The organism is Chitinophaga sp. Cy-1792, assembly GCF_011752935.1.
Lineage (GTDB): Bacteria > Bacteroidota > Bacteroidia > Chitinophagales > Chitinophagaceae > Chitinophaga.
Window position 1 is genome coordinate 2,490,692 of sequence record NZ_VWWO01000001.1, and the last position, 23,487, is coordinate 2,514,178.

Genomic DNA, 23,487 nt, shown 5'->3' on the forward strand with positions numbered 1-23,487 from the left:
CATCTCCCCAACAACTGACTATGAAAAGAGTAGCTACCCTCATGTCCATAATGTTGGGCCTGACCCTTCATGTGATAGCACAAAACAGTATACAAGGAATCGTAACAGATGGTACGCGACAGGAAGTAATGATCAATACGGCTGTGATATTGATAAAGGCCAGAGATTCTATGTTGGTCCAAGCCGTGAGAACAGGTAATGACGGGCGTTTCCAGATAAATAAAATAGATACCGGAAAATATATAGTGTTGATTTCATATGCTAACTATGCCGACTATACGGAATTTGTATATCTGCAAACTGCACAACAACAAATAGACCTGGGCAAAATCGCCATGACCACAAAAGCACACCTGTTACAGGAAGTGGTGGTCAGAAAAGAGCTGGGCGCCATCATCATCAAAGGTGATACCACCGAGTTTGTCGCCGACAGCTTTCGCCTGCAACCCAATGCCTCCGTGGAAGAGCTGCTGGCCAGACTGCCGGGATTACAGGTCGATAAAGACGGGAACATTACTGCACAGGGAGCAGCTGTAAAGAAAGTGTTGGTAGATGGAGAAGAATTTTTTGGAGATGATCCCACATTGGTAACCCGAAACCTCCGCGCAGACATGATTGACAAGGTACAGGTATATGAGAAAAAATCTGATATGGCGGTAGCAACAGGTATCAATGACGGGAAGCAGGAGAAAACCATCAATCTGCAATTAAAAGAAAACAGCAAAAGGGGGATGTTTGGTAAGATATCTGTCGGTGGCGGATTGCAGGGGTATTTTGAAGAACAGGCCATGATTAATTTTTTCCGCGGTAAACAGAAGGTTTCCGTGTATGGAACATTGGGAAATACGGGCCGCATCGGGCTTGGCTGGCAGGATAATGAAAAATTGAGCGTACAGCGGGATGAGTCGGTGACAAAAGACAATGAACTCGACTCCTGGAGCGGCAACTATGAAGGGCAGGGTATTCCATTGGCACAAACAGGAGGCTTTCACTTCAATGACAGATGGAGCGAAGATAAACAGGCCATCAACCTGAATTACAAGGTGGGGAATTTGATGATCGACGGAGAAAGTAATACAATAGCGCAGAATAATCTCCCCGGCAGCATTATATACAGCAGCACAAATCAGGCATTCAAAAATAATATCTTCAAAAATAAACTACTGGGTGAGTATGAAATAAAAGCAGATTCATCTACCCGTATAAAAGTTAATGTTAGTGGTATATTGAATCATAAAACAACGGATAATCAATACCATGTTAAAACATATGATGGAGATAGCAGTCTTTTAAATACCGGTAGGCGGCAACTCAGTAATAGCAGCGATCTTGGTAATATCAATACTATGGTAATGATAGAACGAAGTATGAAAAAGAAAGGCAGAAAACTGGCCTTGTTTCTTCATGAAAATTATATCAATGAAAATTCGGCAGGCATTGTAAAAGCACAGAGCGATTTTTATTATGGTGTGGATAAGCGGGACAGCACAGCGTTATTGGACCAACGTAAGACGGCCGTTTCAAAATCGCTGTACCTGGATGGTAAAATCGTATATACGGAACCGTTATCAAGGCGGGTGGTAATGGTGTGGAATTACGGGCTGTCCGTTAATGCCAGTAATGCAGATATGAACGCATATAACAAATCTGCTGAAGGGTTTTATAATCAACCGGACAGCGCCTTCAGCAATAGTTACGCCTTTAGTCAGCTAATAAACCAGGGGGGTATTGCTTTTTCTGTAAACAGTAATAAAGTGCATTTTAATTTCGGTACGGATGCAGGCCTCACCAACTGGACCCAGACCAATCATTATACGGGCAATAGCAATCAGCGTTCCTTTGTTAACTGGTACCCTTCAGCTGATCTGACCTATGTTTTCAGGATGCAGCAATCTATCGGCGTGTACTATAACGGCACCACGAAAATGCCTGCTATTAACCAGGTGCAACCAGTGCTGAATAATACAGACCCGCTGAATGTATACGTGGGTAACCCTGCGCTGGACCCTTATTATACGAATGTGATGGGCATAAGATATAACACCTATCAGCCTTTGAGCGGAAAGTATCTCTTCAGCAATTTTAATTATTCCTTTTCCGGCAATCAGATTACGACTAATACAATAACAGATCTCTCCGGAAAAAATATTTATTCATATATGAATGTTGGTGGAAATAACCGCTACTGGGGATACCTGGGCCTTGGCAAAAAAATGGACCGGTTCAATGCCAATGCTGGTATCAACCTTGGAGTGAATGGAGAACGAGGCGTGAATTTCAGCAATGGTGTACGGAATATCCTGCATTACCATAATTACAACGCAGAGATATACGCAAACCAGTACCTGAAAGACAGGTATGATGTTAGTCTGGCGCTGAATGCCGCCTGGAATACCAGTGCTTCTTCCCTGCAACAGCAGGCGCCTGTGAATTACTGGACGGGGACTATCTCTCCGGCGCTGACTGTTTTCCTGCCCGGCAAACTCCAGCTGCATACAGAAGTAAAATATTATATCCGGCAGCGAACTAACATTTTCAGTGATAACCTGAACGTGCTCTTGTGTAATGCGTGGATCGGTAAAAAGTTCCTGAAAGAGGATGCATTGCTGGTGAAGGTTTCCGGCAATGACCTGCTAAACCGGAACAAAGGTTTCAATCGCTTTGTGGGCGGCAGTTCCATGGTGCAGAACAGTTATACTACGGTGCAGCGTTTCTTTCTATTGTCCGTTACCTGGAACTTCATTCAGCGGACAGCGGTGCAAAATGGTAATCCTTCATCAAAATAATATCTACGTTATGAGAAGTTTCCTTAAAGTATTTATTTGTCTGCAATTGTTGACGGTAATGGGATGGGCGCAGTCGCCCGTTATACTCACCGAAGGTAAAATACTGTTTGAAAGAAAGGTGAATGCCTATAGTCTGATGAATGAGATGAGCGATAAAGGAGGGCTCACAAAGGAGAAGGTGGAGGCTTATAAGAGTAGCAATCCTGCTTTCCGGGTGAATCAGTTTACGCTGGTGTTTAAGAATGGCCAGACGCTTTACCAGGGCGCTCCGGGAGATAATACAACCGCGGTTTCCACAGACGAATGGTTTATCATGGTGGGTGGTGATAATGTGGTATTTACTGATTTAAATAGTCAGATGATGGCAGCGGAGAAGCATGTATGCAGCAATTCCTTTGTGGTGGCGGATAGTATCCGCAGGATAGCCTGGAAGATTACCAGCGAGGTGCGGAATATTGCCGGGTTTCAATGCAGGAGGGCGAATGCGTTGATCATGGATTCAGTATATGTAGTGGCTTTCTATACAACAGAGATTCCGACTGCTGGTGGCCCGGAGTCGTTTTGTGGATTGCCGGGAATGATACTGGGGCTGGCATTGCCTGATGAGCATGTGACCTGGTTTGCAAAGGAAGTGTATTCCAGTGGCCAGGATATTTCCTATACACCTAAAAAAGCCATTACGCAGCAGCAGTTTGCAGATAAAGTGAGGGATATGACAAAGGGATGGGGCCCGATAGCGCCGCTGGTTGCGAGGAAAGCGGCGCTATAACAACGTTTTGTAATCATTTTTAAGGATGTCTCAGCCAGATTTAACTGGCGGTAGTCTACCGCGCGCAGCGCGGAACAAACCAACCGATACCGAAGGTGTCGGTTGCAAATAAATTGTAATTATAGATTATCATAATTAAATTTACTGTTCCCGAAAGACGTAAACAGTAAATTAGTATCAATGATAAACAGGAACATGAAGAAAGCCCTGGTGGCTGTCAGTATGCTGTGCATGTCGCAGTTTTCGATGGCCCAGGAGTCGCCGGCCAAACCACAGACGCCTATTATGGGTTGGGCCAGCTGGAATAATTTCCGCGTCAATATCAACGAAAAAATAATCAGGGAAGAAGCCGATGCCATGGTGCGCAGTGGTTTGAAAGATGCCGGCTACAATTATATCAATGTGGACGATGGTTTCTTTGGTGGCAGGAATGAAAAAGGAGAGCTGCTGCATAACCGCCAGCGGTTTCCCGGTGGGATGAAGCAGCTGTCGGACTATATACACAGCAAGGGCCTGAAAGCGGGCATCTATGCAGAGGCCGGGGTGAATACCTGTGCTTCCATCTGGGATGCCGATACCATCGGCTCCGGCTCCGGACTTTATGGCCACGATGAAAAAGACCTGACCACCTTACTCAAAACATGGGGGTATGACTTCCTGAAAGTAGACTGGTGTGGCGGTAAAGATCTTGGTTTGGATGAACAATTGCGATACACGCAGATTTCGGACTGGATTAAGCGCATTAAACCGGAGGTGGTATTCAATATATGCCGCTGGCAGTTTCCGGGCAAATGGGCGCCGCTGGTAGGGGATTCCTGGCGTATCTCCGGCGATATCAACAATGACTTTGCCTCTATATTGCGCATTATAAACCTCAATGCAGATCTTTGGAAGTATTGCTCTCCGGGGCACTTCAATGACATGGACATGCTGCAGGTAGGCCGTGGAATGAGCTTTGAGGAAGATAAAAGTCATTTCTCCATGTGGTGTATCCTCAATTCGCCTTTGTTACTTGGTAATGATCTCCGGAAAATATCTAAAGAAACATTATCTATCATTACCAACAAGGAAGTGATAGCCCTGAACCAGGACCCACTGTGTTATCAGGCCAGGAAATTCAGCGATACATTGGGTGTGCAGGTATGGGCGAAGCCACTGGTCAGCGTGATGAGCGGAGCAGTAGGTGTAGCCTTGCTGAATACCAGCAATGCACCGGTAACCGCAGAACTGAACATCGCTGCGGTAGGCTTAAACCCTGATAAGCCTTTTGTTGTGCGCGACCTGTGGAAACATAAAGATACCAAGGGTTCCCGCAATAAGAAGCTGGTGTATGAGTTGCCGGCGCATGGTGTGGTGGTGCTGAAAGTGAGTGGTAGCAGTGTGCCGTTTAATGTTTTTACAAAGAGTTAATAAAAAGATTTACCAGCGGTATCAGCCAACCGACACCTTTGGTATCGGTTGGTTTGTTCCGCGCTGCGCGCGCGGGGGCTATCGCCCCATAAAATATTTCAGATAATTACTAGTAAACGATCTGCCCTTTATTTATCAATGATTTTACAGGAGATATCCTGGATACTGCCTCTGCGGAGCAGCTGGCATCTATCAGCACCATATCGGCGGTATCGCCGGCTTTAGGCCATTGCTGATTGCCTTTGTCGTCGAGTGGTAAGATGTTGCCGGTGGCCAGTTTCAGGCTCCTGGACAACAGGAACTCAGACGAGTAGCCGTATAGCTGCGCCATGGTATTGGCTTTTTCCAATACGCTGCCGGAGCCGAATGTGCTCCAGTGGTCGATGATACTGTCGTTGCCCGTCATAACGTTTACATTGTATTTGTACAGCGTAGGTATAGGCATAATAAGCCCGCCGAATGGAATAGTGGAAACGATGCCCACGCCGGCAGCACTCAGCGCCTCTGCCAGTGATTCCTGTTTTGCCTTATCTACTCTTGCCAGTGCAAAAGCGTGGCTGACAAAGGTTTTGTTTCTCAAAGCCGGATTTTCGTTTACCTTTTTGATCAGGTATTCGATGGTTTTTACCCCTGATTCCCCTTGTTCATGCAGATGTATGTCGATGCCCTTGTTGTTGTCCAGCGCGAGTTGTACGGTGAAGTCCATCGTTTTCTCGATGGCGCCGTCGATGCTGTAAGGGTCGAGGCCACCGATATAGTCAATACCCATTTTAGCGGCTTCTTTCAGGTAGGGTACGGAATCGGTGTAGTAGACGCCGTGCTGCGGGAAGGCTACCAGCTCCGCGCCGAAGGTGGCCTTTTTATTTTCCAGCGCTTTTTGCAGGTGCAGGAGTGATTGCAGTTTTGAAGTAGGTTCAATGTTGACATGACTTCTGGCGTAGTTGGAGCCTTTGGACTGTAGTAGTTCTATCAGCTTTTCTGCGTGCAGGGTAGATGTTTTGAGCATTTCCGGCAGGATCTGCTGTTCCAGTGCTATCATGCCTTTTACGCCGCCCTGTGGTCTTCTTGTTGCCTGCCACTGGCCGCCGTAGAATGTTTTATCCAGATGGATGTGCATGTCTCTGAAGGCAGGGAGCATGAGCCATCCTTTTGCGTCTATCGCCTGGGTATCATTAGGTTTATTTGCAGAGATACCGGTGATTTTTCCATCTTTGATGGATACACAGTATAACTCTGTTTTTGTGTGTACAACCTCCCCTTCCTCATAAACAAAGCCAGTTTCCAGTCGTACGTTTTTTAGCAGGTAGCCCTTGCTGCCATGGGATGCCTCAGCAGCCAGCGCTGTGGCCGATCCCAGCAGGCCGGAGGTAAATGCTATGCCTGCCAGACCCAGTCCAGACATCTTTAAAAAATCCTTGCGGGATATTTCCGTTTTCTTCATAGTCCCCATCATTTTTTTACAAAAGTAACTTTCCTGCTCCCGGGGAGCGTGTAGGATTCATGACATAGCTTGAAAGATTTATAACTAATGCCAGAGGATTTATAAATCTTTCAAGTATCGGAATAGATACCACAAAGTTCCCGGGATATTAACCACGTACTTTGCTGTAGTAATCCGGAATAAAAAATGGAACTAATGGAAAACATAGCAAACGACAGCAGCTATACATTCAAAAATGTATTGCTGGAAACAGGATTTGAGTATGATGGTGAAGAAGTCGTGAAAACGAAAACCGCGCTGTTTTGTATAGAAATAGCCGGTGGTAAGATCAAAGCTATCAGCCCCAATGATCCTGGCAGAGACGCCATTGACGCCAAAGGACGACTCATGCTCCCCGCCTTTAAGGATATGCATGCCCACCTCGACAAAAATCTCTGGGGATTGCCATGGCAGGCGGTTTCTGAAAAGCGCAGGACCGTAAAGGACCAGATCGCCTACGAGCAGAAAATGATCCCGGAATGGCTGAAAACCTCCGTGAAACGCTCCGAACAGCTGATCGACTTTTTACAATCGAAAGGTACCACCTATATACGTTCTCACTTTAACATCGACCCTACCTCCGGCTTCGACTCCCTAAAGCACCTGGAAATTGCCCTGCAAAACAGGAAGAAAACGGTAGGAGCTGAGCTGGTAGCCTTCCCGCAGCATGGCGTGTTTTATACCAACACCGCCCCGCTGCTGAAAGAAGTGGTGAAAATGAACATCGATTTCATCGGCGGAGTAGACCCTTATTCCCTCGATGGCAGCATAGAAAAACCGATGGACCTGATCACACAGCTGGCGATAGACCATAACAAGGGCATCGATATTCACCTGCATGAAATTGGCGACAGTGGCGTAAAAACAATCGAATATCTTATCAATAAAGCCAACGAAAACCCGGTGCTTCGTGGTAAAACCTTTGTGAGCCACGCTTTTACACTGGGGCACCTTTCCCAGATAGAAACGGAACGCATCGCAGCACGGCTGGGAGAAGCCGGCGTAGGTATCGTATCCTCCGTACCTTTTGGTAAAACCGTTATGCCAATACCTACCCTGAGAAAACATGGGGTGGAAGTACTGGTAGGTAACGATAATATCATTGACCACTGGATCACCTTCGGGCCCGGCGACATGCTGCAGAAAGCCCGGCTCATTGCCAGTCTGTATGGCTATAGCTCCGAGTTTGCATTGTCAAGAACACTGGCGTATGCCACCAGGTATGTATTGCCGCTGGATGATAAAGGTAACCAGCAATGGCCGAAGGCGGGCGATGATGCCGACCTGGTGTTCCTGGAAGCATCCTGCTCTGCAGAAGCTGTATCAAGGGTTTCACCTGTTATGTCTGTTGTGCATAAAGGGAATATTGTTTTCTCCTGATTGGAAGCATGGTAATGGCCCGTTATAAATATTCCAAGCTTTGGAATGAATAGCGCAAATGGAAGTTATAGCGGGCAGATACCTTTGTTATGCTTAAAAATTTCATTATATGAAGAATGTAACCACAGCATTACTGCTGGCTGTATGTAGCGTCTTTTTCTTTAGCTGTAGCAAGGACAAAGACAACGGACCAAAACAACTGACCCCGGCTGAAACCCTTGCCAGTGTTTCCTGGGAAACCACCAACGCAAAAAATAATAAAGGCGAAAATGTTGCCTTGTCTGATGCCAACGTATCTAATTTTGTAGGCTTTGCCTACTTCAAGGCCGATGGTACCTTCACCATGTACAACCTGGATGATTCTCCGAAAATGCATGGGGACTGGTCTGTACCTGCGGATGGCAAAACACGCACCGTTGTTGCGAAGGATGCGGATGGAAAAGTGCTGTTCACCCGCGTGGTGGATATCACCGTGCTGACCAAACAGGAATTTACCTATCGTATCTATCCTGATGCCAGCAACAAAGCAGTGTACTTCGATATTGTACACACACCTACAACACACGCTGAACCTAAGAAGTAAAAAATTAATTGCTTGTGAGAAAATGGGTTGGCTTTGATTATTATCATTGTCAATCCATTTTTATTTGTGATAAATTTTCCTATTTTAGATAATAGAACTCCCAACTTAATTTGTTGCTATGAAGCGTTTTGATGATACCGGATACATTCCCGTGCTGGGGTTACATGAATTCAGGAAAGGCCAGCTGGCCGGCAGTCCTGAGTTCCTCTTCAACGAATTACATGGCGAACGGCATATCGACAGGCCGCATAAGCATGATTTTTTTATCATCAACCTCTTCGAAACAGCTAAAGGCATACATAGTATCGACTTCCACGATTACCCCATCGGCAACAAACAGGTGCATGTACTGTTTCCCGGCCAGGTACATACCTGGAGCATCAAACCCAAAACAACCGGCTATCAGCTGATGATACAGCAAAGTTTCTTCGAACGCTTTGCACCATTCTTCCGGTTCTCGTTCTCGAATTATATGAACCATCCGGTGATCTCATTGAGCAATGAATGTTTTAAATTGCTGAAGTATGAATTTGATGCGATCAGAGCTGAACTGAATTCAGCCAGTCCCGTACAGGAAATAATCAGCGCCAGAGCAGCCGTGATAGCGGCTATCATCAGTAAGGAAGCGGAACATGTTTTTACAGACCTGAAAGTATTTCAATCTAACCCGCGACTGGCAAATTTCAAACTGCTGATTGATAAATGCTACAAGCAGGAAAAAGGGGTGGGCTTCTATGCTGCCAAATTACATATCTCTGCCAACTACCTGAATATCCTCTGTAAGAACAATCTCCACGTATCCGCCACTACACTGATACAACAACGCGTACTGCTGGAAGCCAAACGTTTGCTGCAAACTACTGATCTCTCTATAAAAGAAATTGCTTTCGAACTCGGATTTGTAGATCATGCCTATTTCTCTAATTTCTTTAAAGCACAGGCTGGTATTACACCTACACAGTTCAGAGAAGGGTGAATGATGCGGATATAACACAGCCGTATACATCCTACCGTACTATTGTCCCCAAATTGCGTAATTCTACTTTTTAGTGACTACTGTGGCTTGTTTGAAGTCTTTTTTCGGGCATGATATCCGGTAAAATGGCTGTCAGCACAGCCGTTGCCGGATGAAATATTTTTGGAGATTATTTAAGATTCCTAACTTAGTAGTGTCGATACCCCAATTGGTTAGTGTAGCAATAGCATAAACAATTTAATTATACCCCAAATTTTAACACAGGCCCTGCCATGGGTCCTACTTTTTATTACCCCAAAAATTTCAATCATGGCTAAGTTAACACAGACATTCAATGAGCAATTGAGAGGTGGCGTCGTCATCTCTGCCGGCAGCCCTGCCACTTCCTTACTCTTATTCACGGAAGGTACTGGTTTATTTACGCAAGACCTGCATACTGGTACTGTCAAAGCAATTGGTAAAGGTTATCAGGAAGTCGGTGGCATCACCGCTACCGCTGATGGTGCACGGATATTCGTGGCAGACACGGACACTGTTCATCATACCTTTATCATCTATGAATGCAGCCTGGCTGCAGCAGATCAATCTGCTGCGAAACCTGTACTGAAAGGCCACGGGCAGCCGATGCAGCTGGCCCTTCATGGCAGAATTTTATATTATGTAGATCAGCTTGCCAGGGATTTTGTGGCATATGATCTTACTGCGAAAACATCAACGGTTATATCAACCGGATTCCAGGTGCCAGTGGGTTTGGTGGTGGATGATGCCGGCAAGAATGCCTATGTTTCAGATAGTAAATTAGGACAGATCATCGTGTTTAGCCTGGCTACGAAAATGAGGAAGGTACTGGCTTCCGGCCTGAGCGCCCCGCTGTACCTTTCCTGGTCAGATAAAACACAGGAGCAGCTGCTGTTTACAGAACGTAGTCTGATAGGCTATGTCAGCACGGTGAACATTCATACCGGTACCAAACTGGTGATCCTTTCCAGCACAGCAGGTGGTAGGCCTGTTGCGGCATGGAGTTTGAAAAACCTGCTGGTAGTGGCTGATATTAAGCGACTGTTATGGTACGACCTGCTGAACAGGGCGCCGCTATTGCCTGTTACGCTCACCATGGACAATACAAAACCTTTCATCGGTACCTTCCAGCGTGTACAGATAGATTTCGGTACATCAGGATTGACGCTGGACACGGTGAATGTAAAGGTCTCCGATGAAGTAGCTGGTGGCACTATCTCTTTTTCTAAAGATGATTTGTCCAAACCGAATGAAATCATGCTGCTGGTGGGTTACAAGCCGGGCATATATAAAATTTCCATTACCGACAAAGTAAGTAATAGCCTGGTAGGTGAAACCTCCTATGAGATTACCGATACCTGGACTTTGACAGATAAGAGTCCCGGCCATCATATGACGGGAGAGTTAATTGATTTTGTTACCGGATATACCTGGGGCGGCGGCCCTGCATCGCCGCAAAACGTAGATGTGATCCCGCAATCAGGCACCCGCTCTATTTGCATCCTCACTGTAGACACCAGCTCCGCGCAATATCCTACCGGTGCTGCATTTACCACTATTACCAATAACTGGCGCAATGGCGCTGTAGGTACCGCTCCTGACCCTGATGGAAAGGTACGCAGTGCAAAAGCCTACTACGAAGAAGTGTCGCATAATGCTTTCACACTGGGCCTTGCAGGTAACCAGGTACTGAGCATTCACCTGAGCAGCAGCTGGACGGATAACTTCAGCATGATGCCTTCACCATGGCCTAACAACTCCTTTACTCCGAAGGATAACGTGGCGTTTGCACAGGCCTGCATATCTGCTGCAGCAGCGCTGACAGATGGCGGCGGCCATGCATTGGTAGACTTCAGAAATGTACAGACACTCATCATGGTCATTCGTTCTGAAGGAGCCAATTCAGCAGATAACTTCTTCTGGCCACAGGCATGGGGAGGCTCCTTCTCTGTACCTGGCGGCAGCGCAAACATGCGCGTACTGGGTATGCCGGACGACTGGAACCCTACCCGCGATACCCGCACCATTTATGAAACATTATCGCATGAACTGGGACACAACCTGGGCTACCCCGATCTTTATACCAATGCCAATGATCTGTATAGCCCGTCCATACAGGCAAAAGATATCACCAACTTCGACCTGATGAGCCGGGAAGGTGAGCTGCCACATATGTCTGTGGGACAGAAGATGGAAACAGGCTGGGTAAGGCCGGAATGGGTGCGTTCCTTCGATTTCTCACGTTCTACGGTACCGCTGGACCAAACCATTGTATTACAGGCCAGCGAGCTCGGAACACCGCCGGCAGGACAGTTTACTGCGGTGGAAATTCGTATAGCCGATGGCTGGAATTATTACTTCGAATACCGCCAGGGACAGGTGAGCCAGATCGGCGATCAGCAGCTGGCCAACACCGCACCCAATGACGCGAATAATGCCGTCGTGCTCGGTACGGATATGATCTCCCAATCATTTACCTATCCCATCGCCAGGCCGCAGATCATGCGCCTGTCGAAAGATGCAGAAGGCGAGAATTCTTTCTTCACCGTAGGGCAGGACTACAAAGAGACAGATACTTCCAGCATGGCCATTGCTGATTTCAGGATGAGCGTAGTGTCCATGACCGGCAATACCGCAACGATCAGGATACAATACGGCACCAATGGCCGCCCGGATCTGTATATCCGCCCATGGCCCGGCGGCGACAACTGGCAGAGCCCTGATATTGAAGTACGCAACGCCCGTTCCATGGCAGATCCGTCGCATTGGACGAACGTACCCTGGGTGGGCCATCTAAATACCATCATCGCCCGCTACCGCAACCGTGGCCCCGTTACCTGCAGAAATGTAAAAGTGGATTTTTACGTGAAAGACTATACGGTAGGTGGGGCGCCTGAAATCTACCTGGGTAGCGATGTACATGATGTGCCACCGGAAACATCGTCTCCATTTGTGGAATTCTCTTTCGACTGGATCCCGCCGAATGATGGTCACAAATGTATTATCGTGAGAACCCCGCTGTACATCGATACTTCCGTGAATCCGAATATCGTGGAAGTTACAGACAGCAATAACAGTGCGCAGTCGAACTATACCCGGTATATTTCTGCTTCTTCTTCTCCTGCAAAAAGAGAGATTACAGCCATTTCCCTGCATAATCCGTTTAAGCAAAAAGCAGATATCTACGTAGTACCACAGATACGTGGTGTATTCTCCAAATACTACCGTTTATACCTGGAAACAATGTCGCTGAAGCTTAACCCCGGTGAAACCAGGAAGGTGCAGCTGATGGTAGAGTCGATGTTTGGTGATCCGCGCTTCGCGGATGTCTGGAAACAGTATGGCGAGCGCTTTGTATCTACGGATACCCGTATCGGGTTGATTGGTTATGGTATTCCGCCGGAAGCGCCTGCACATCCGGTATTGCTGGGAGGTGCGCAGATCAATGTTGGCTCCGGCCGTGCTACTAAATTTGACCAGTTCGAATTGGTGAAACAGGAAGATATGTTACGCGGGCATGTTGTCGCAAAAGATGGCAGCGCAGTCGTTCCCGGAATAGTGCTGCTTTCTTTTTATGCAGATAAAAATGAAACGCAGACGATCAATCTTCCACTCAATAACGGTGGATTTACCGTTCCTCGCATAAGCACTATCATGAAGCGTTACAGGGCCAACAGGGTAACCGCACATTACCCGGGCTGGACAGGTTTCGGCAGCTGTGATGCGCCGAATGATATAACGATGTAATGATTAAACGAAGATGCCCGAAGCAAAAGACTGCTTCGGGCATCTCTATAAACTATATAAAAATTATTTTGGCTGATATACCCGCACATAATCATATACCACACTATCAGGATAGGAACCTAATGAAGGTGTGCCGCCAAAGCCCGTGAGCTCTGTACTCAAAATTATATATTCCGTGCGTTTAGAAAGGCCAAACGTGGTTTCCCATGTTTTGTAGCCATCGATATAGAATTTGTAGGAAGAATCTGTCCACAGTAAACCGAAGGTATGATAACCGGTATCGATAGATGAAACTGGTACCTGAACCCCTGACGACTGATGTGCAGTACCATAACCGTTGATATGAATGGTCTGCCAGATCTGTTTAGGTGTGAGGCGGTGGTATTCGAAGATATCCACTTCTGCTCCGTTAACAGCGGGGTTGTTGTACGGCGTATTGCCCATGGTAGGCGATTGCAGCCAGAACGCCACATGTGGCCCGATGTACTGGTTCATTTTAGCCCGGCACTCATAGTAACCGTACTGGGAGCTGAAGCGGCCGTCTGTAGATACCTGCCCGACATAATAGGTGCTACCTTCCTGCGTTACACGGATAACCATATGGCCATTGCCGTCTATGGCAACGGTTCTGGCGCCATCAACAGTAGCGTAGTTTCTCACCGTGCCGTTGGCGCGGTAGCTCCATTTGCTGGTATCCATGGTGGTGCCATTGAATTCATCATTCCATACGAGGTTATAGTTGGCCAGAATGCGCTGCACGTCAGTGGAGTCGCTGGCTGTTTGTACGATAGACAATGCCGGCGCGTAGGTGCTGCCTGCTTCCCTGGAAGAGAAGGACATGTCGCCGGTAGCATCGAAGGCACCGTTGTTGATCAGCAGCAGTGATACTTTGCGGTCGGTGCCGGAGAGTTTACTGTTTACCAGGCTGGTGACATCCATAGAATACCAGCCCACCCCGCTTACGGTGAGTTTACCAAGAAGGGTAGTGTCCATGGGAGCGTTGTTCCAGTTGATGGTACCTTCCGCCCAGGAGGTTGTCGTAGTGGCGTACACGTTAATTGTGCGGGAAGGGGAGGTATTTACGCTGCTGGCATAGAGTTTCAGCGTGGCGCTGCTGATAGCAGATCCGGTAACCCCCGAAAGATCGAATTTTACGTAGGCTTTACGGCTATAGGAAGTGGCGTCCGACTTCACAACCAGCCCGGTAGCCGTGCCATAGTTGGTAGTAGCGTAGGTGCCGTTTCTCACATACGCGTCTTCTGTTGCAGGATAATTCACCGCTATGCCTGTAGAGGAATCGGTGGTGACGCCGGTTGCCAGCTTACCGTTGATGGGTTGAAGGCCGCTATTTTTTTTCTCACAGCCTGAAAACGCCAGTGCTGCCGTAACGGCAACAGCGGAAAACAATAAGATTTTCATTTTTTTCACAACGTTTAGGTTTTAGTGGATTCAGAGATATTATTTGGTGGAAGAATGATTGATTGTTGCCGGGGTATTCAGTATCCATGTGCAGCCATCTTCCAGGGTGGCGCCGTTGCCGGCAGCTTTCACCAGTAGGGTATTCTTTCCTGCCTGCAATGCTACCTGCGGCCAGATAACGCGTCCAATGGAATCCCGGGATACGGTGCCGATATTTTTTCCATTTACATATAATGTGGCTTTAGTAAGATTCGTATATGCTTTAACGGTAGTGCTGGCCATTGTGCGTTCGTTGGCACGTTTTTCTGCCAGGTATAACATTGGTTCCTTCGACCAGTTCGCTTTATAAAAATAGAACGCATCTTTCTTTATTTTATGATCGTAGGTAACAAGGCCTTTATCGTTGAGTCCATCCACATTGCCTTCTGTTCTGATGGCGGAGCTGAAGTCGGCCAGTGCCCACACGAATTTTCCCCATACAAAAGGTCTTGCATTGAGCGCAGCCCAGTTGGCTTCATGGTAGGCGGTCTGCCATTCTTCCGGATGGAAATTGCCATCGGCGGAAGGGGCTTTCATCGTTTCCTGGTGCTGCAATATATTGGCGCCGGCGCCGTATTCGCTGACAGCTATCGGCTTTGTTGGAAACTGGCGGTGCATATCATCTGCCCAGGTGCCAATATCGCTGAAAGAACCACCATACCAGCCATAGTATTTGTTCCAGGCGATAACATCACTCACGGTATTGAAATAGTCGGTATCGAGGAAGGTGGCGCAGGTAATGATCCTGGAAGGATCTTCTTTTTTGGCGAGTGCCTGTAAATCTGTTAAGAACGGTCGTGGGTCGTCGTAATTCAGCTTTAGCTCATTGAAAAGCCCCCAGAACAGGATAGAAGGGTGATTGTACTGCTGACGGATCATTTCTGTCAGCAGCTGGCGTGCATGTGCTTTCAGCGCCGGTGAGTTGATGAAACCGGTGCCGGTATAACCTCCAGGGCCTACCAGCGGAATTTCCGTCCATACAATAATACCGCTGGTATCTGCCAGCTGGTAAAAATAATTTCCATGCGGATAATGTGTGAGGCGCATGGCGTTGGCGCCGGATTCCATGATCAGGGCCATTTCCCCTTTATGGTCCGATGGCAGTAAGGCGGAGCCCCGGTCTTTTACATCTTCATGCATGCCGAATCCATGGAGGTCGAGGTGTTTTCCATTAAGTATAAATCCTGTGCTGGCATCTACTTTAAAGGTACGCAGTCCCAGTGGTTGCACCATTTCATCTGCCAGCTGATCATCCTGGTATAACTGCACACTTACCTGGTACAGATAAGGATCTTGCCTGCCGTTCCAAAGGTGCGGATTGTCTATTTTAAATTGTTGTTGTACCGCTGAATCTCCATTGTTGATCAGGGTTTGCATGCTGGCCACTGTTTTGTTGGCTGCATCTCTGATAACAGTGCGGGCTTCCAGCTTGTGTCCACTGAGCGGGAGCGATAATTTCGTTTGTACATCCACGGTAGCTTGTGTAGTGGAAACAGTTGCAGGGGTAATGTATACACCAGGAGAAGCATAGTCCAGCGGCGTGATGCAGTTTTTATTGGTAACGATCAGCCATACGGAGCGGTGCAGGCCTCCAAATACGTTGAAGTCGCCGGATAAGGGCAATACCTCCATGCTGGGGGCATTGCTCACCTGTACCGTTAAGGCGTTGTCGGAGCCGGGGATCAGGTAGGAAGTAATTTCAGTACAGAAGGCCGTATAGCCGCCTTTATGTTCGGTAACGAATTTATTGTTGACAAGTACATCAGCTACTGAGTTGGCGCCTTCAAAATAGAGGAATACTCTTTTGTCTTTCCAGGCGGGATTATAAGCCAGACTGCGGTTATAGATGCCCGCACCACGATAGTATTGCAGCTGTCCGCTGAACACATCTGTGGCATTCCAGGTATGCGGCAGCGTTACCTGCTGCAGCACCGGTTTTTTCCGGCAATCGTAGGAAAAATGAAAATTCCAGCCCGCATCCAGATTCTCGTAGGAACGTATTGTGCCGGCAAAGGCATTACTGATGAATGTAGTTAAACAAGCGATGAGCGCGATAAACGATTTCCTTTTCATTGTATTTTGCAGAGCTGAATATATCCTGATCTGGTGTCTGGATGTGGTGGAAATGTCTGCCCGCACTAGCTACGGGCAGACATCTGAAAAAATCTTCTTTATTAATACTGAAGCTGAAGAACAGGCTGATTGTTACTGGCTTCTTTACTATTAAATGTCATATAGCCGTTAGAGTTATTGGCGCCGGTATTCATCAATAGCAACGATACCGTTTTGCTGCCACTCAGCAACGCTGCATTGACAGCTTTGGTCACATCGATGTTGTAGGTGCCGGCAGCGGTAATGCTTACCTGACCTTGCAGGGTGGTGTCCATCGGTGCATTGTTCCAGGTAAGTGTATTTTCCAGCCACGAATTGGTGGTAGTGCCATATACATTTACCGTGTTGGTAATCGTAGTACCTGCGCAATAAATGCTGAGGATAGCCTTACTTACATTACGTGTAGTCACCGGCGTGAAACTGAACTTCAGGTACGACTTACGTGCATATGAAGTAGCGTCGGCTTTTACGACCAGGAAGGAATCGGTGCCGTAATTGGCGTTGGCATAACTACCGTCACGCACATACGAATCTCCCAGTGAACTGCCTGCCTGTACGATTACAGCATGTTGAAATGCACCCACATCAGGGTTGCCGGCAGGTAAAGTATTGCCTGCGAAATCCACGCCACCGTTACTGCTGATCAGTATGCCGGCATTACGGCAACGGGAAGTATCTGCTACATTATATCCTGAAGCTACGCTGAAACCATTTCCTGTAGCAGGATTTGTGAATAATGGATTGTCGTAGAAGTTGTTGCTGAGTACCGCCGTACCATAGCTGGCGCCGGAGAAAACACCGGAAGGGTACAGGCAGTTATTGTTGAACTGCATGGTGTTGGTCATCGCAACATTGGAAAAATTACCAATCGTAGACGTCGTGTAAATAATGTTGTTGGAGAAATTGGCAGTAGCAGCTCCTGAACCGTTGTAAACCGCCAGCAGACTATTGGCAGGGTTCTTTATTACGAAAACATTGTTGTAGATCTGCCTGTTGTTATTACCGGATTTTTCAAACCAGAAAAGCTTTTTTGTCTGCGATCCCAGTGTGCCGATATCGTTTATACTCACGTTGTAACGTACGGTGATATTTTTGGAATAACCCATAAACAGCATGAATCCGCCGTTGTTGTCGTGGGTATAGTTGTACTCAAAAATATCGCCATCAGTAACGGTAGCGGTGGTATAGCCATCGGCGTCAAAAGCTTCACCATCGTTGGCGCCGCCGCCGGTCATGCCATACACTTCATTGTGTGCAACGAGGGTGCCGGTGCTGGCAATGGTCCAGATGCCGGCGAAGTTGGCGTCCATCGTCATGCAGGCTTTGTACACGGTGTTGTTGGTAACCTTGCTGCCACCACTCACCGACGACATCACGATACCATCTCCATAAATATTCTCTATAAGATTATTATCGAAGATGATATTTTTTAACCTGCTGGCCATATCAGTAGCGCCTGTGGTACGTAAGCCTTCCACGGAGCAGTTGGCGATATGGCAGCTTTGTACCAATACATCGCTGAGCATACCGTTGATGATAATACCTCCGGAACCTTTGGCGTAATTGGTCTGATTTACCGTAGCTGCGTTAACGTTATGAACGTAACAGTTACTGATGGTAATGTTGGAATTGAATGGATCGGTAGAAACGGCGCCCCCGTTGACTCTGATACCGGTAACGGCATAGGTGACACCGGTGGGCACCGTATTGGTGATCTCGAGATTGTTCACTGTCCAATAAGAAACTTTATCCAGCAGTACGGTGATGGAACCGTTCTGCGCACCGCCGCCATTGATGATAGGTAAGGTGCTGCCCCCATACTTGTCTATCACGATGGGAGCGCCGGCGATGCCGGAACCTTTGGGATGCAGGGTGTCGTTCCATACACCACCGCTTTTAAACAGGATCTGGTCGCCGGGAGAAAAAGTCATGGAGTTAACTTTTGCAATAGACTGCCAGGCCGCTGTAGTACTGGTACCGGCGCTGGTATCGCTGCCGGCGGGATCAACATAATAAACAGTGCCACCGGCACCCGTGACTGCTGATTTGCTTTGCGTCAGCTTTTGCAGTGGCTCCTGTTTGGCGCAGGCAGCCAGACAAACACAAGCCACTGTAATAATCGATAGTGTTTTTCTCATGATTGCTATTTAAATGGTTAGAGAAGGGTGTGGAATCATAGATCGATTTTAAAGTCCGCTGTTGATTTGTTTGTCGGAGTAAGGAACTGGCAGCCAGTACCTGTCTTTCGTGATGGCGTTGAGTGGTTTTAAATCATCTGTTGCTTTGTTGTTGTTGGCGGATTCAACGAGTTCGAGGCGTTGCAGGTCGAACCAGCGGGTATATTCTCCTGCAAACTCCCAGCCTCGTTCTGCTACTACTGCATCTGCAAAAGCAGTCCCTGATAAACCCGGCGTAAGGTCTGTCAGTCCTGCACGGCTACGGATGCTGTTAACAGCCGCGTAGGCATCTGCCGAAGGCGTACCTGTACTACGTGCCTGTGCTTCTGCGTAGGTCAGCAATACCTGTGCATAACGCAACATCTTCACAGAAAGATCTGTAGCAGAAGTAAGATAGCCGGGAGTAGGCGTGTTTACGCGAAATTTGTTATAGTAAGGGTGTTTGGTCTGACCATTCTGCCAGTTGATATTACCGGCGCTGGTTTTGAAAACGGTATAGAAAGTGGCATCTTTTCTTTTGCCCGCAGGGAAGTTATTAAAGAAAGTTACTTCACAGAAATAATCATCCCAGCCGGATTCATCGCCAGGCATGGCGGATTTACCATACAGCGTACTTGGGTTGCCGCAGCTGTTGCAGAATTGTAAGGTGAACACATCTTCCGGTGTACTGTTGCTGCTGGTAGTGCCTGTCCACAGCGTAGCAAAATCCGGTACCAGGTCAAAACCATAGGTCGCTTTGTTGTCGATGACCTCTTTAGCTTTAGCCGCTGCCAGTGCATATTTGGAGGCATCTTTTAAAGGATAGCCTGCTTCTGTAAGATACACTTCTGCCAGCAATGCTTTGGCGGTGCCTGCACTGGCCCTGCCTGCCGCTGGTTTGCTACTGCCCATCAGCGTTTCTGCATTTTTTAAATCAGATTCAATTAAGGCATAAATAGCCGCTGGCGCGCTTTTTTGTATAGATAAAAGATCAGCGCTGTATTTAGAAGTAGTGATCAGCGGAATATTGCCCCAGAGGCGCACCAGCCAGAAGTAGGAGAAGGCCCGCAGGAAATAGGCCTCACCGCCGATTTGTTTAATATTGGCAGTAGTACCCACTTTTCCATAATTTTCGATGATGTTGTTGGCGTTTTGTATAGACTTATAACATCCCAGCCAGATAACGTTTATCCTGCTGTTGGTAGAGTTGACGGCAAACTGGTCCATCTCTCTCAGCTCCTGTTTGTTGCTGGCAGGATGTGTGGTAAGATCGTCGGAGCCCATCAGCACCGCATCCAGTGCGGCGGACGCAAAGCCTGATGTATAACCGTTTTTCAGTGGCTGATAAGCGCCTGTCAGCGCCGTTTGTAAGCCTTCAATGGTACTGAGTGCCGCATCGCCCACCAGCTGGCCATTTGGATTTTCGTTTAGTTCCTTATTGCATGCGGTAGTCAGCGATGCGAGTAATATGATAGAGAATATCTTTTTCATGTTGTTGTTTTTGGGAGATGTTATAATCCGATTTTTACGCCTGCAGTAATAGTTTTGGCATTTGGATAAGAGCCATAGTCAATACTCTGGTTGACGTCACTTCCTGCGCCGGTAGCCACACTGTTGGTTTCAGGATCGAAGCCCTTGTATTTGGTGATCGTGATGAAGTTGGCTGCACGCAGGTACACGGTAATTCTGGCCTGTTTAACCATAGACGGTGGCAGCTCGTAGCTCAGACTGATATTCTTGAAACGGATAAAGGTGCCATCTTCCAGGAAGCGGGTAGTAACGGTGTAGTTCTTGTTGGTTTTGCTGAAGGCCGGAATGTCGGAAGTCTCGTTCTGCTTAGGGATATACCTGTTTTTGATGTCTGCAATGGTTGCCTGGCGCATATCTGAGTTAGCAGTAATGCCGGCAGCATAGGTGTAGTCCAGTTTATCGTAGCCACCTAACGACTGCACAAAAATGTTCAGCGTAAATCCTTTCCAGTTGATGGTATTGTTGAAGCCCCAGGAATATTTAGGCAGGCCATGTCCGATGATATGGTAATCACTGCCATCGATGATTTTGTTGCCGTCGAGGTCCAGGTATTTCGAATCTCCCGGTACGTTGCCATAGGCAGCAGCGGCGGCGGCTTCGTCAGGTTTCCAGGTGCCCTGATACGTGAGTCCCCAGTAGGTGCCCAGTGGCTGACCCGGAATAATCATGAACTCCGGCTGTGGCGATAATCCGGAGCCTATATTGGTGCCGGAAGGAATGCTCTTATCGGAATATAACGACACTACTCTGTTGCGGAGGAAAGAGATATTAAACGCACTGTTCCAGGTTACACTGCCGTTACGGATGATATCGCCGGAAACGGCCAGCTCTATACCCCTGTTATTCACCTTTCCAACGTTGGACAACACACTGCCGCCACCCATATAGTTAGGGATAGGTACGGACAGCAGCAGGTTGCTGGTATTCTTGTTATAATAGTCGGCGGTAAGGGAAAGGCGATTGTCAAACATATCTGCATCTATGCCAAGGTCCCACTGGCGGGTGGTTTCCCATTTCAGGCCGGGATTGCCCGGGTTGCCCAAAACGATGCCTGGTGTTACACTTCCCGGTATGATAGTGGTAGATACATTGGTATAGGTAGTGAGTGTCTGGTAAGGGTTGATGGCCTGGTTACCGGTTACACCGTACCCTGTTCTGATTTTTAAGTTATTGAGGAAGTGAACACTTTTCATGAAATCCATTTCTGACAGCTTCCATGCGGCGCCCACAGAAGGGAAAGTGCTGTACTGGTTGCCGTTCTGGAATTTGGAAGAACCATCACGACGTACACCTGCGGTGAAATAGTAACGGCCTTTGTAATCATAGTTGACCCTTCCCAGGTACGACAGCAGCTTGTAATCAGTATAGTTAGTACCTACGCCATAGGTCTGCGCCAGGGCGAGGTTGTAGTATTCCATACCCGGGTAGGTCAGACTGTTGCCATTGGCATTGAATCCATTTGCAGTGAAGTACTGATATTCCATTACGCCGGTAACTGTCAGCTGGTGGGCATTATTAAAAAGGTGGCTGTAGGTCAGGTTGTTGGTGCTTTGTATACCGATGTTTTCCGTAGAGCCACGGCCAGCATTGGCGGTTCTTGCGGAAGAAATGGAAGCACCGGTATAATTCATCGTTTGTACGTTGCCGTAGTTAACGGCGCCGGTCATATCAAAGGTAAGGCCGGGCACGAATTCGTATTTGAGTCCGGCGATGGTAGCGAAGGTAGAATTATAGGTAACCCTGCGCTGGTCAGTAGCCAGTGCTACCGGGTTGAAGGAAATGGAACCTACCGGGTCGTTGAGCGTATAGGCGCCGTTGGAATCTCTTACCGGCACAGTGGGCGCCCAGGCGATGGCCTGTGTAATGGGAGCATCTCTACCTGTAATACCGGTATTCATGGTTTCATTTCTGACAGCATAGGCATTTACATGTAGCTGTAATTTTTTATATAGTTGAGATGTTACGGCTGCCCTTAATGCATATCTTTTTAAAGAAGAATTAATGATGATACCCTGTTGATTGAGGAAATTACCGCTGGTATAGAAGCGTGTTTTATCGTTTCCTCCGGAGATACTCAGCTGATATTCCTGTGCAGGTGCTGTTCTGAATATCTGGTCCTGCCAGTTGGTGCCGCCGTTGGATTTAAAATTGGCGATCTGGGCGTCGGTATAGATAGGGGTAGTACCGTTGGCAGCGGCGTTGGCGTTTGCAGTGGTGGCAAAATCAGCTGCATTGAGCAGGTCGAGCTTCTTCAGCACCTGGGCGCTGGAAAACTGGCTCATGAAGTCGATGCTGGTTTTACCGGCTTTTCCCCTTTTAGTGGTAATCACGATGACACCGTTGGCGCCACGACTACCATAGATTGCGGTAGAAGAGGCGTCTTTGAGGATGTCCATCGTTTCGATGTCATTAGGGTTTACGGTAGACGGGTCGGCGCCTACATAACCATCGATGACATATAACGGGTTGTTGTCACCTTTAATGGAGTTATTCCCCCTGATCCTCACGGAAACCTCGCCGCCGGGAGCGCCGGCATTAGATACCACCTGAACGCCGGCAGCACGGCCCTGCAGGATCTGCTGCACATTCACCACAGGCTGCTCCTTAAAGTCGCGGGTAGATACAGAAGATATCGACCCGGTGAGGTCGCGCTTTTTCTGGGTGCCATAACCGACTACCACCACATCATTGATGGTGTTAACCCGGGAAGCCATGGTAATGATCAGGGGCAGACTGACATTATTCAGCGGAATTTCCTGTCTGTTATAATTAATAGCAGAGAAAGTAAGTGTTTCTGCCGGCTGGGCATCTATTTCGAAATATCCTGATGCGTTGGTCATGGCGCCGGTTGTTTTTCCCTTGACCTGCACACTGATACCAGGTATAGGAACGCCTGTATCATCCTTTACCGTTCCGGTAATCTTTTTGGTTTGTGCCCACATGCCCAGTGGAAATAGCAGGAGAATAAATAGCAATAGTCGTTGAGACATAACGTTAGATTTTGGAATTTATAGTAGTGGCAAGATATCTTCCGGCGGGGGAGCGGATCGGGTAAAATCAGAAAAAAAATGGGGGAAAATTG

The 23,487-nt window shown here is 47.6% G+C and carries 13 protein-coding genes; 7 read left to right on the forward strand and 6 right to left on the reverse strand.

The features are described from left to right. The first annotated feature begins 20 nt into the window (after window positions 1–20). The 3 genes from F3J22_RS10205 to F3J22_RS10215 all read left to right on the forward strand — a co-directional run bounded on the left by F3J22_RS10205 (window position 21) and on the right by F3J22_RS10215 (window position 4,965). Window positions 21–2,786: an outer membrane beta-barrel protein gene (locus F3J22_RS10205; protein WP_167016743.1), complete on the forward strand. Its 2,766-nt coding sequence runs from the start codon at window positions 21–23 to the stop codon at window positions 2,784–2,786. A 10-nt stretch (window positions 2,787–2,796) separates the two neighbouring features. Then, window positions 2,797–3,555, forward strand: a complete 759-nt coding sequence (locus tag F3J22_RS10210; RefSeq protein WP_167016745.1) for a GLPGLI family protein — start codon at window positions 2,797–2,799, stop codon at window positions 3,553–3,555. Window positions 3,556–3,735: 180 nt separating this feature from the next. Continuing rightward, on the forward strand, window positions 3,736–4,965 hold the full coding sequence (locus F3J22_RS10215; RefSeq protein ID WP_240155032.1) for a glycoside hydrolase family 27 protein: 1,230 nt from the start codon (window positions 3,736–3,738) through the stop codon (window positions 4,963–4,965). Between the two features lie 109 nt (window positions 4,966–5,074). On the opposite strand, the gene F3J22_RS10220 is transcribed toward F3J22_RS10215, so the two are convergent. Then, complete coding sequence (locus F3J22_RS10220; protein WP_167016747.1) at window positions 5,075–6,406, reverse strand: amidohydrolase family protein; 1,332 nt, start codon at window positions 6,404–6,406, stop codon at window positions 5,075–5,077. Between the two features lie 195 nt (window positions 6,407–6,601). Here F3J22_RS10220 and F3J22_RS10225 point away from each other — a divergent pair, with 195 nt between their 5' ends. The 4 genes from F3J22_RS10225 to F3J22_RS10240 all read left to right on the forward strand — a co-directional run bounded on the left by F3J22_RS10225 (window position 6,602) and on the right by F3J22_RS10240 (window position 13,149). Beyond that, a complete protein-coding gene (locus F3J22_RS10225) occupies window positions 6,602–7,825 on the forward strand; it encodes an amidohydrolase (RefSeq protein WP_240155033.1) in 1,224 nt (407 codons plus the stop codon). Between the two features lie 109 nt (window positions 7,826–7,934). After that, window positions 7,935–8,408, forward strand: a complete 474-nt coding sequence (locus F3J22_RS10230; RefSeq protein WP_167016751.1) for a DUF4822 domain-containing protein — start codon at window positions 7,935–7,937, stop codon at window positions 8,406–8,408. A gap of 118 nt (window positions 8,409–8,526) precedes the next feature. Beyond that, entirely contained in the window at window positions 8,527–9,384 is an 858-nt protein-coding gene (locus tag F3J22_RS10235; protein ID WP_167016753.1) for a helix-turn-helix transcriptional regulator, read from the forward strand. 309 nt (window positions 9,385–9,693) lie between these two features. Next, window positions 9,694–13,149 carry a hypothetical protein gene (locus F3J22_RS10240; protein ID WP_167016755.1) on the forward strand — a complete coding sequence of 1,152 codons (3,456 nt, stop codon included), beginning with the start codon at window positions 9,694–9,696 and terminating at the stop codon, window positions 13,147–13,149. 63 nt (window positions 13,150–13,212) lie between these two features. Here F3J22_RS10240 and F3J22_RS10245 read toward each other — a convergent pair whose 3' ends face one another. The 5 genes from F3J22_RS10245 to F3J22_RS10265 form a co-directional block, all read right to left on the reverse strand. Next, complete coding sequence (locus F3J22_RS10245) at window positions 13,213–14,568, reverse strand: DNRLRE domain-containing protein (protein WP_240155095.1); 1,356 nt, start codon at window positions 14,566–14,568, stop codon at window positions 13,213–13,215. Between the two features lie 39 nt (window positions 14,569–14,607). Next, window positions 14,608–16,680 carry a glycoside hydrolase family 2 protein gene (locus F3J22_RS10250; protein WP_167016759.1) on the reverse strand — a complete coding sequence of 691 codons (2,073 nt, stop codon included), beginning with the start codon at window positions 16,678–16,680 and terminating at the stop codon, window positions 14,608–14,610. A 101-nt stretch (window positions 16,681–16,781) separates the two neighbouring features. Beyond that, window positions 16,782–18,857, reverse strand: coding sequence for a DNRLRE domain-containing protein (locus F3J22_RS10255; RefSeq protein ID WP_167016761.1), 2,076 nt, complete (start codon window positions 18,855–18,857; stop codon window positions 16,782–16,784). Between the two features lie 48 nt (window positions 18,858–18,905). Next, on the reverse strand, window positions 18,906–20,366 hold the full coding sequence (locus tag F3J22_RS10260) for a RagB/SusD family nutrient uptake outer membrane protein (RefSeq protein ID WP_167016763.1): 1,461 nt from the start codon (window positions 20,364–20,366) through the stop codon (window positions 18,906–18,908). Between the two features lie 20 nt (window positions 20,367–20,386). After that, the gene (locus F3J22_RS10265) at window positions 20,387–23,395 is read right to left on the reverse strand and encodes a TonB-dependent receptor (protein WP_167016765.1); all 3,009 of its coding nucleotides are present in this window, start codon (window positions 23,393–23,395) and stop codon (window positions 20,387–20,389) included. Between the last annotated feature and the right edge of the window lie 92 nt (window positions 23,396–23,487).

Coding starts and splice junctions, on each gene's coding strand:
- F3J22_RS10220 (WP_167016747.1), bottom strand. CDS start 6,406: ATGAAGAAAACGGAAATATCCCGCAAGGATTTTTTAAAGATGTCTGGA.
- F3J22_RS10265 (WP_167016765.1), bottom strand. CDS start 23,395: ATGTCTCAACGACTATTGCTATTTATTCTCCTGCTATTTCCACTGGGC.
- F3J22_RS10210 (WP_167016745.1), top strand. CDS start 2,797: ATGAGAAGTTTCCTTAAAGTATTTATTTGTCTGCAATTGTTGACGGTA.
- F3J22_RS10260 (WP_167016763.1), bottom strand. CDS start 20,366: ATGAAAAAGATATTCTCTATCATATTACTCGCATCGCTGACTACCGCA.
- F3J22_RS10240 (WP_167016755.1), top strand. CDS start 9,694: ATGGCTAAGTTAACACAGACATTCAATGAGCAATTGAGAGGTGGCGTC.
- F3J22_RS10235 (WP_167016753.1), top strand. CDS start 8,527: ATGAAGCGTTTTGATGATACCGGATACATTCCCGTGCTGGGGTTACAT.
- F3J22_RS10255 (WP_167016761.1), bottom strand. CDS start 18,857: ATGAGAAAAACACTATCGATTATTACAGTGGCTTGTGTTTGTCTGGCT.
- F3J22_RS10230 (WP_167016751.1), top strand. CDS start 7,935: ATGAAGAATGTAACCACAGCATTACTGCTGGCTGTATGTAGCGTCTTT.
- F3J22_RS10215 (WP_240155032.1), top strand. CDS start 3,736: ATGATAAACAGGAACATGAAGAAAGCCCTGGTGGCTGTCAGTATGCTG.
- F3J22_RS10225 (WP_240155033.1), top strand. CDS start 6,602: ATGGAAAACATAGCAAACGACAGCAGCTATACATTCAAAAATGTATTG.
- F3J22_RS10250 (WP_167016759.1), bottom strand. CDS start 16,680: ATGAAAAGGAAATCGTTTATCGCGCTCATCGCTTGTTTAACTACATTC.
- F3J22_RS10245 (WP_240155095.1), bottom strand. CDS start 14,568: ATGAAAATCTTATTGTTTTCCGCTGTTGCCGTTACGGCAGCACTGGCG.
- F3J22_RS10205 (WP_167016743.1), top strand. CDS start 21: ATGAAAAGAGTAGCTACCCTCATGTCCATAATGTTGGGCCTGACCCTT.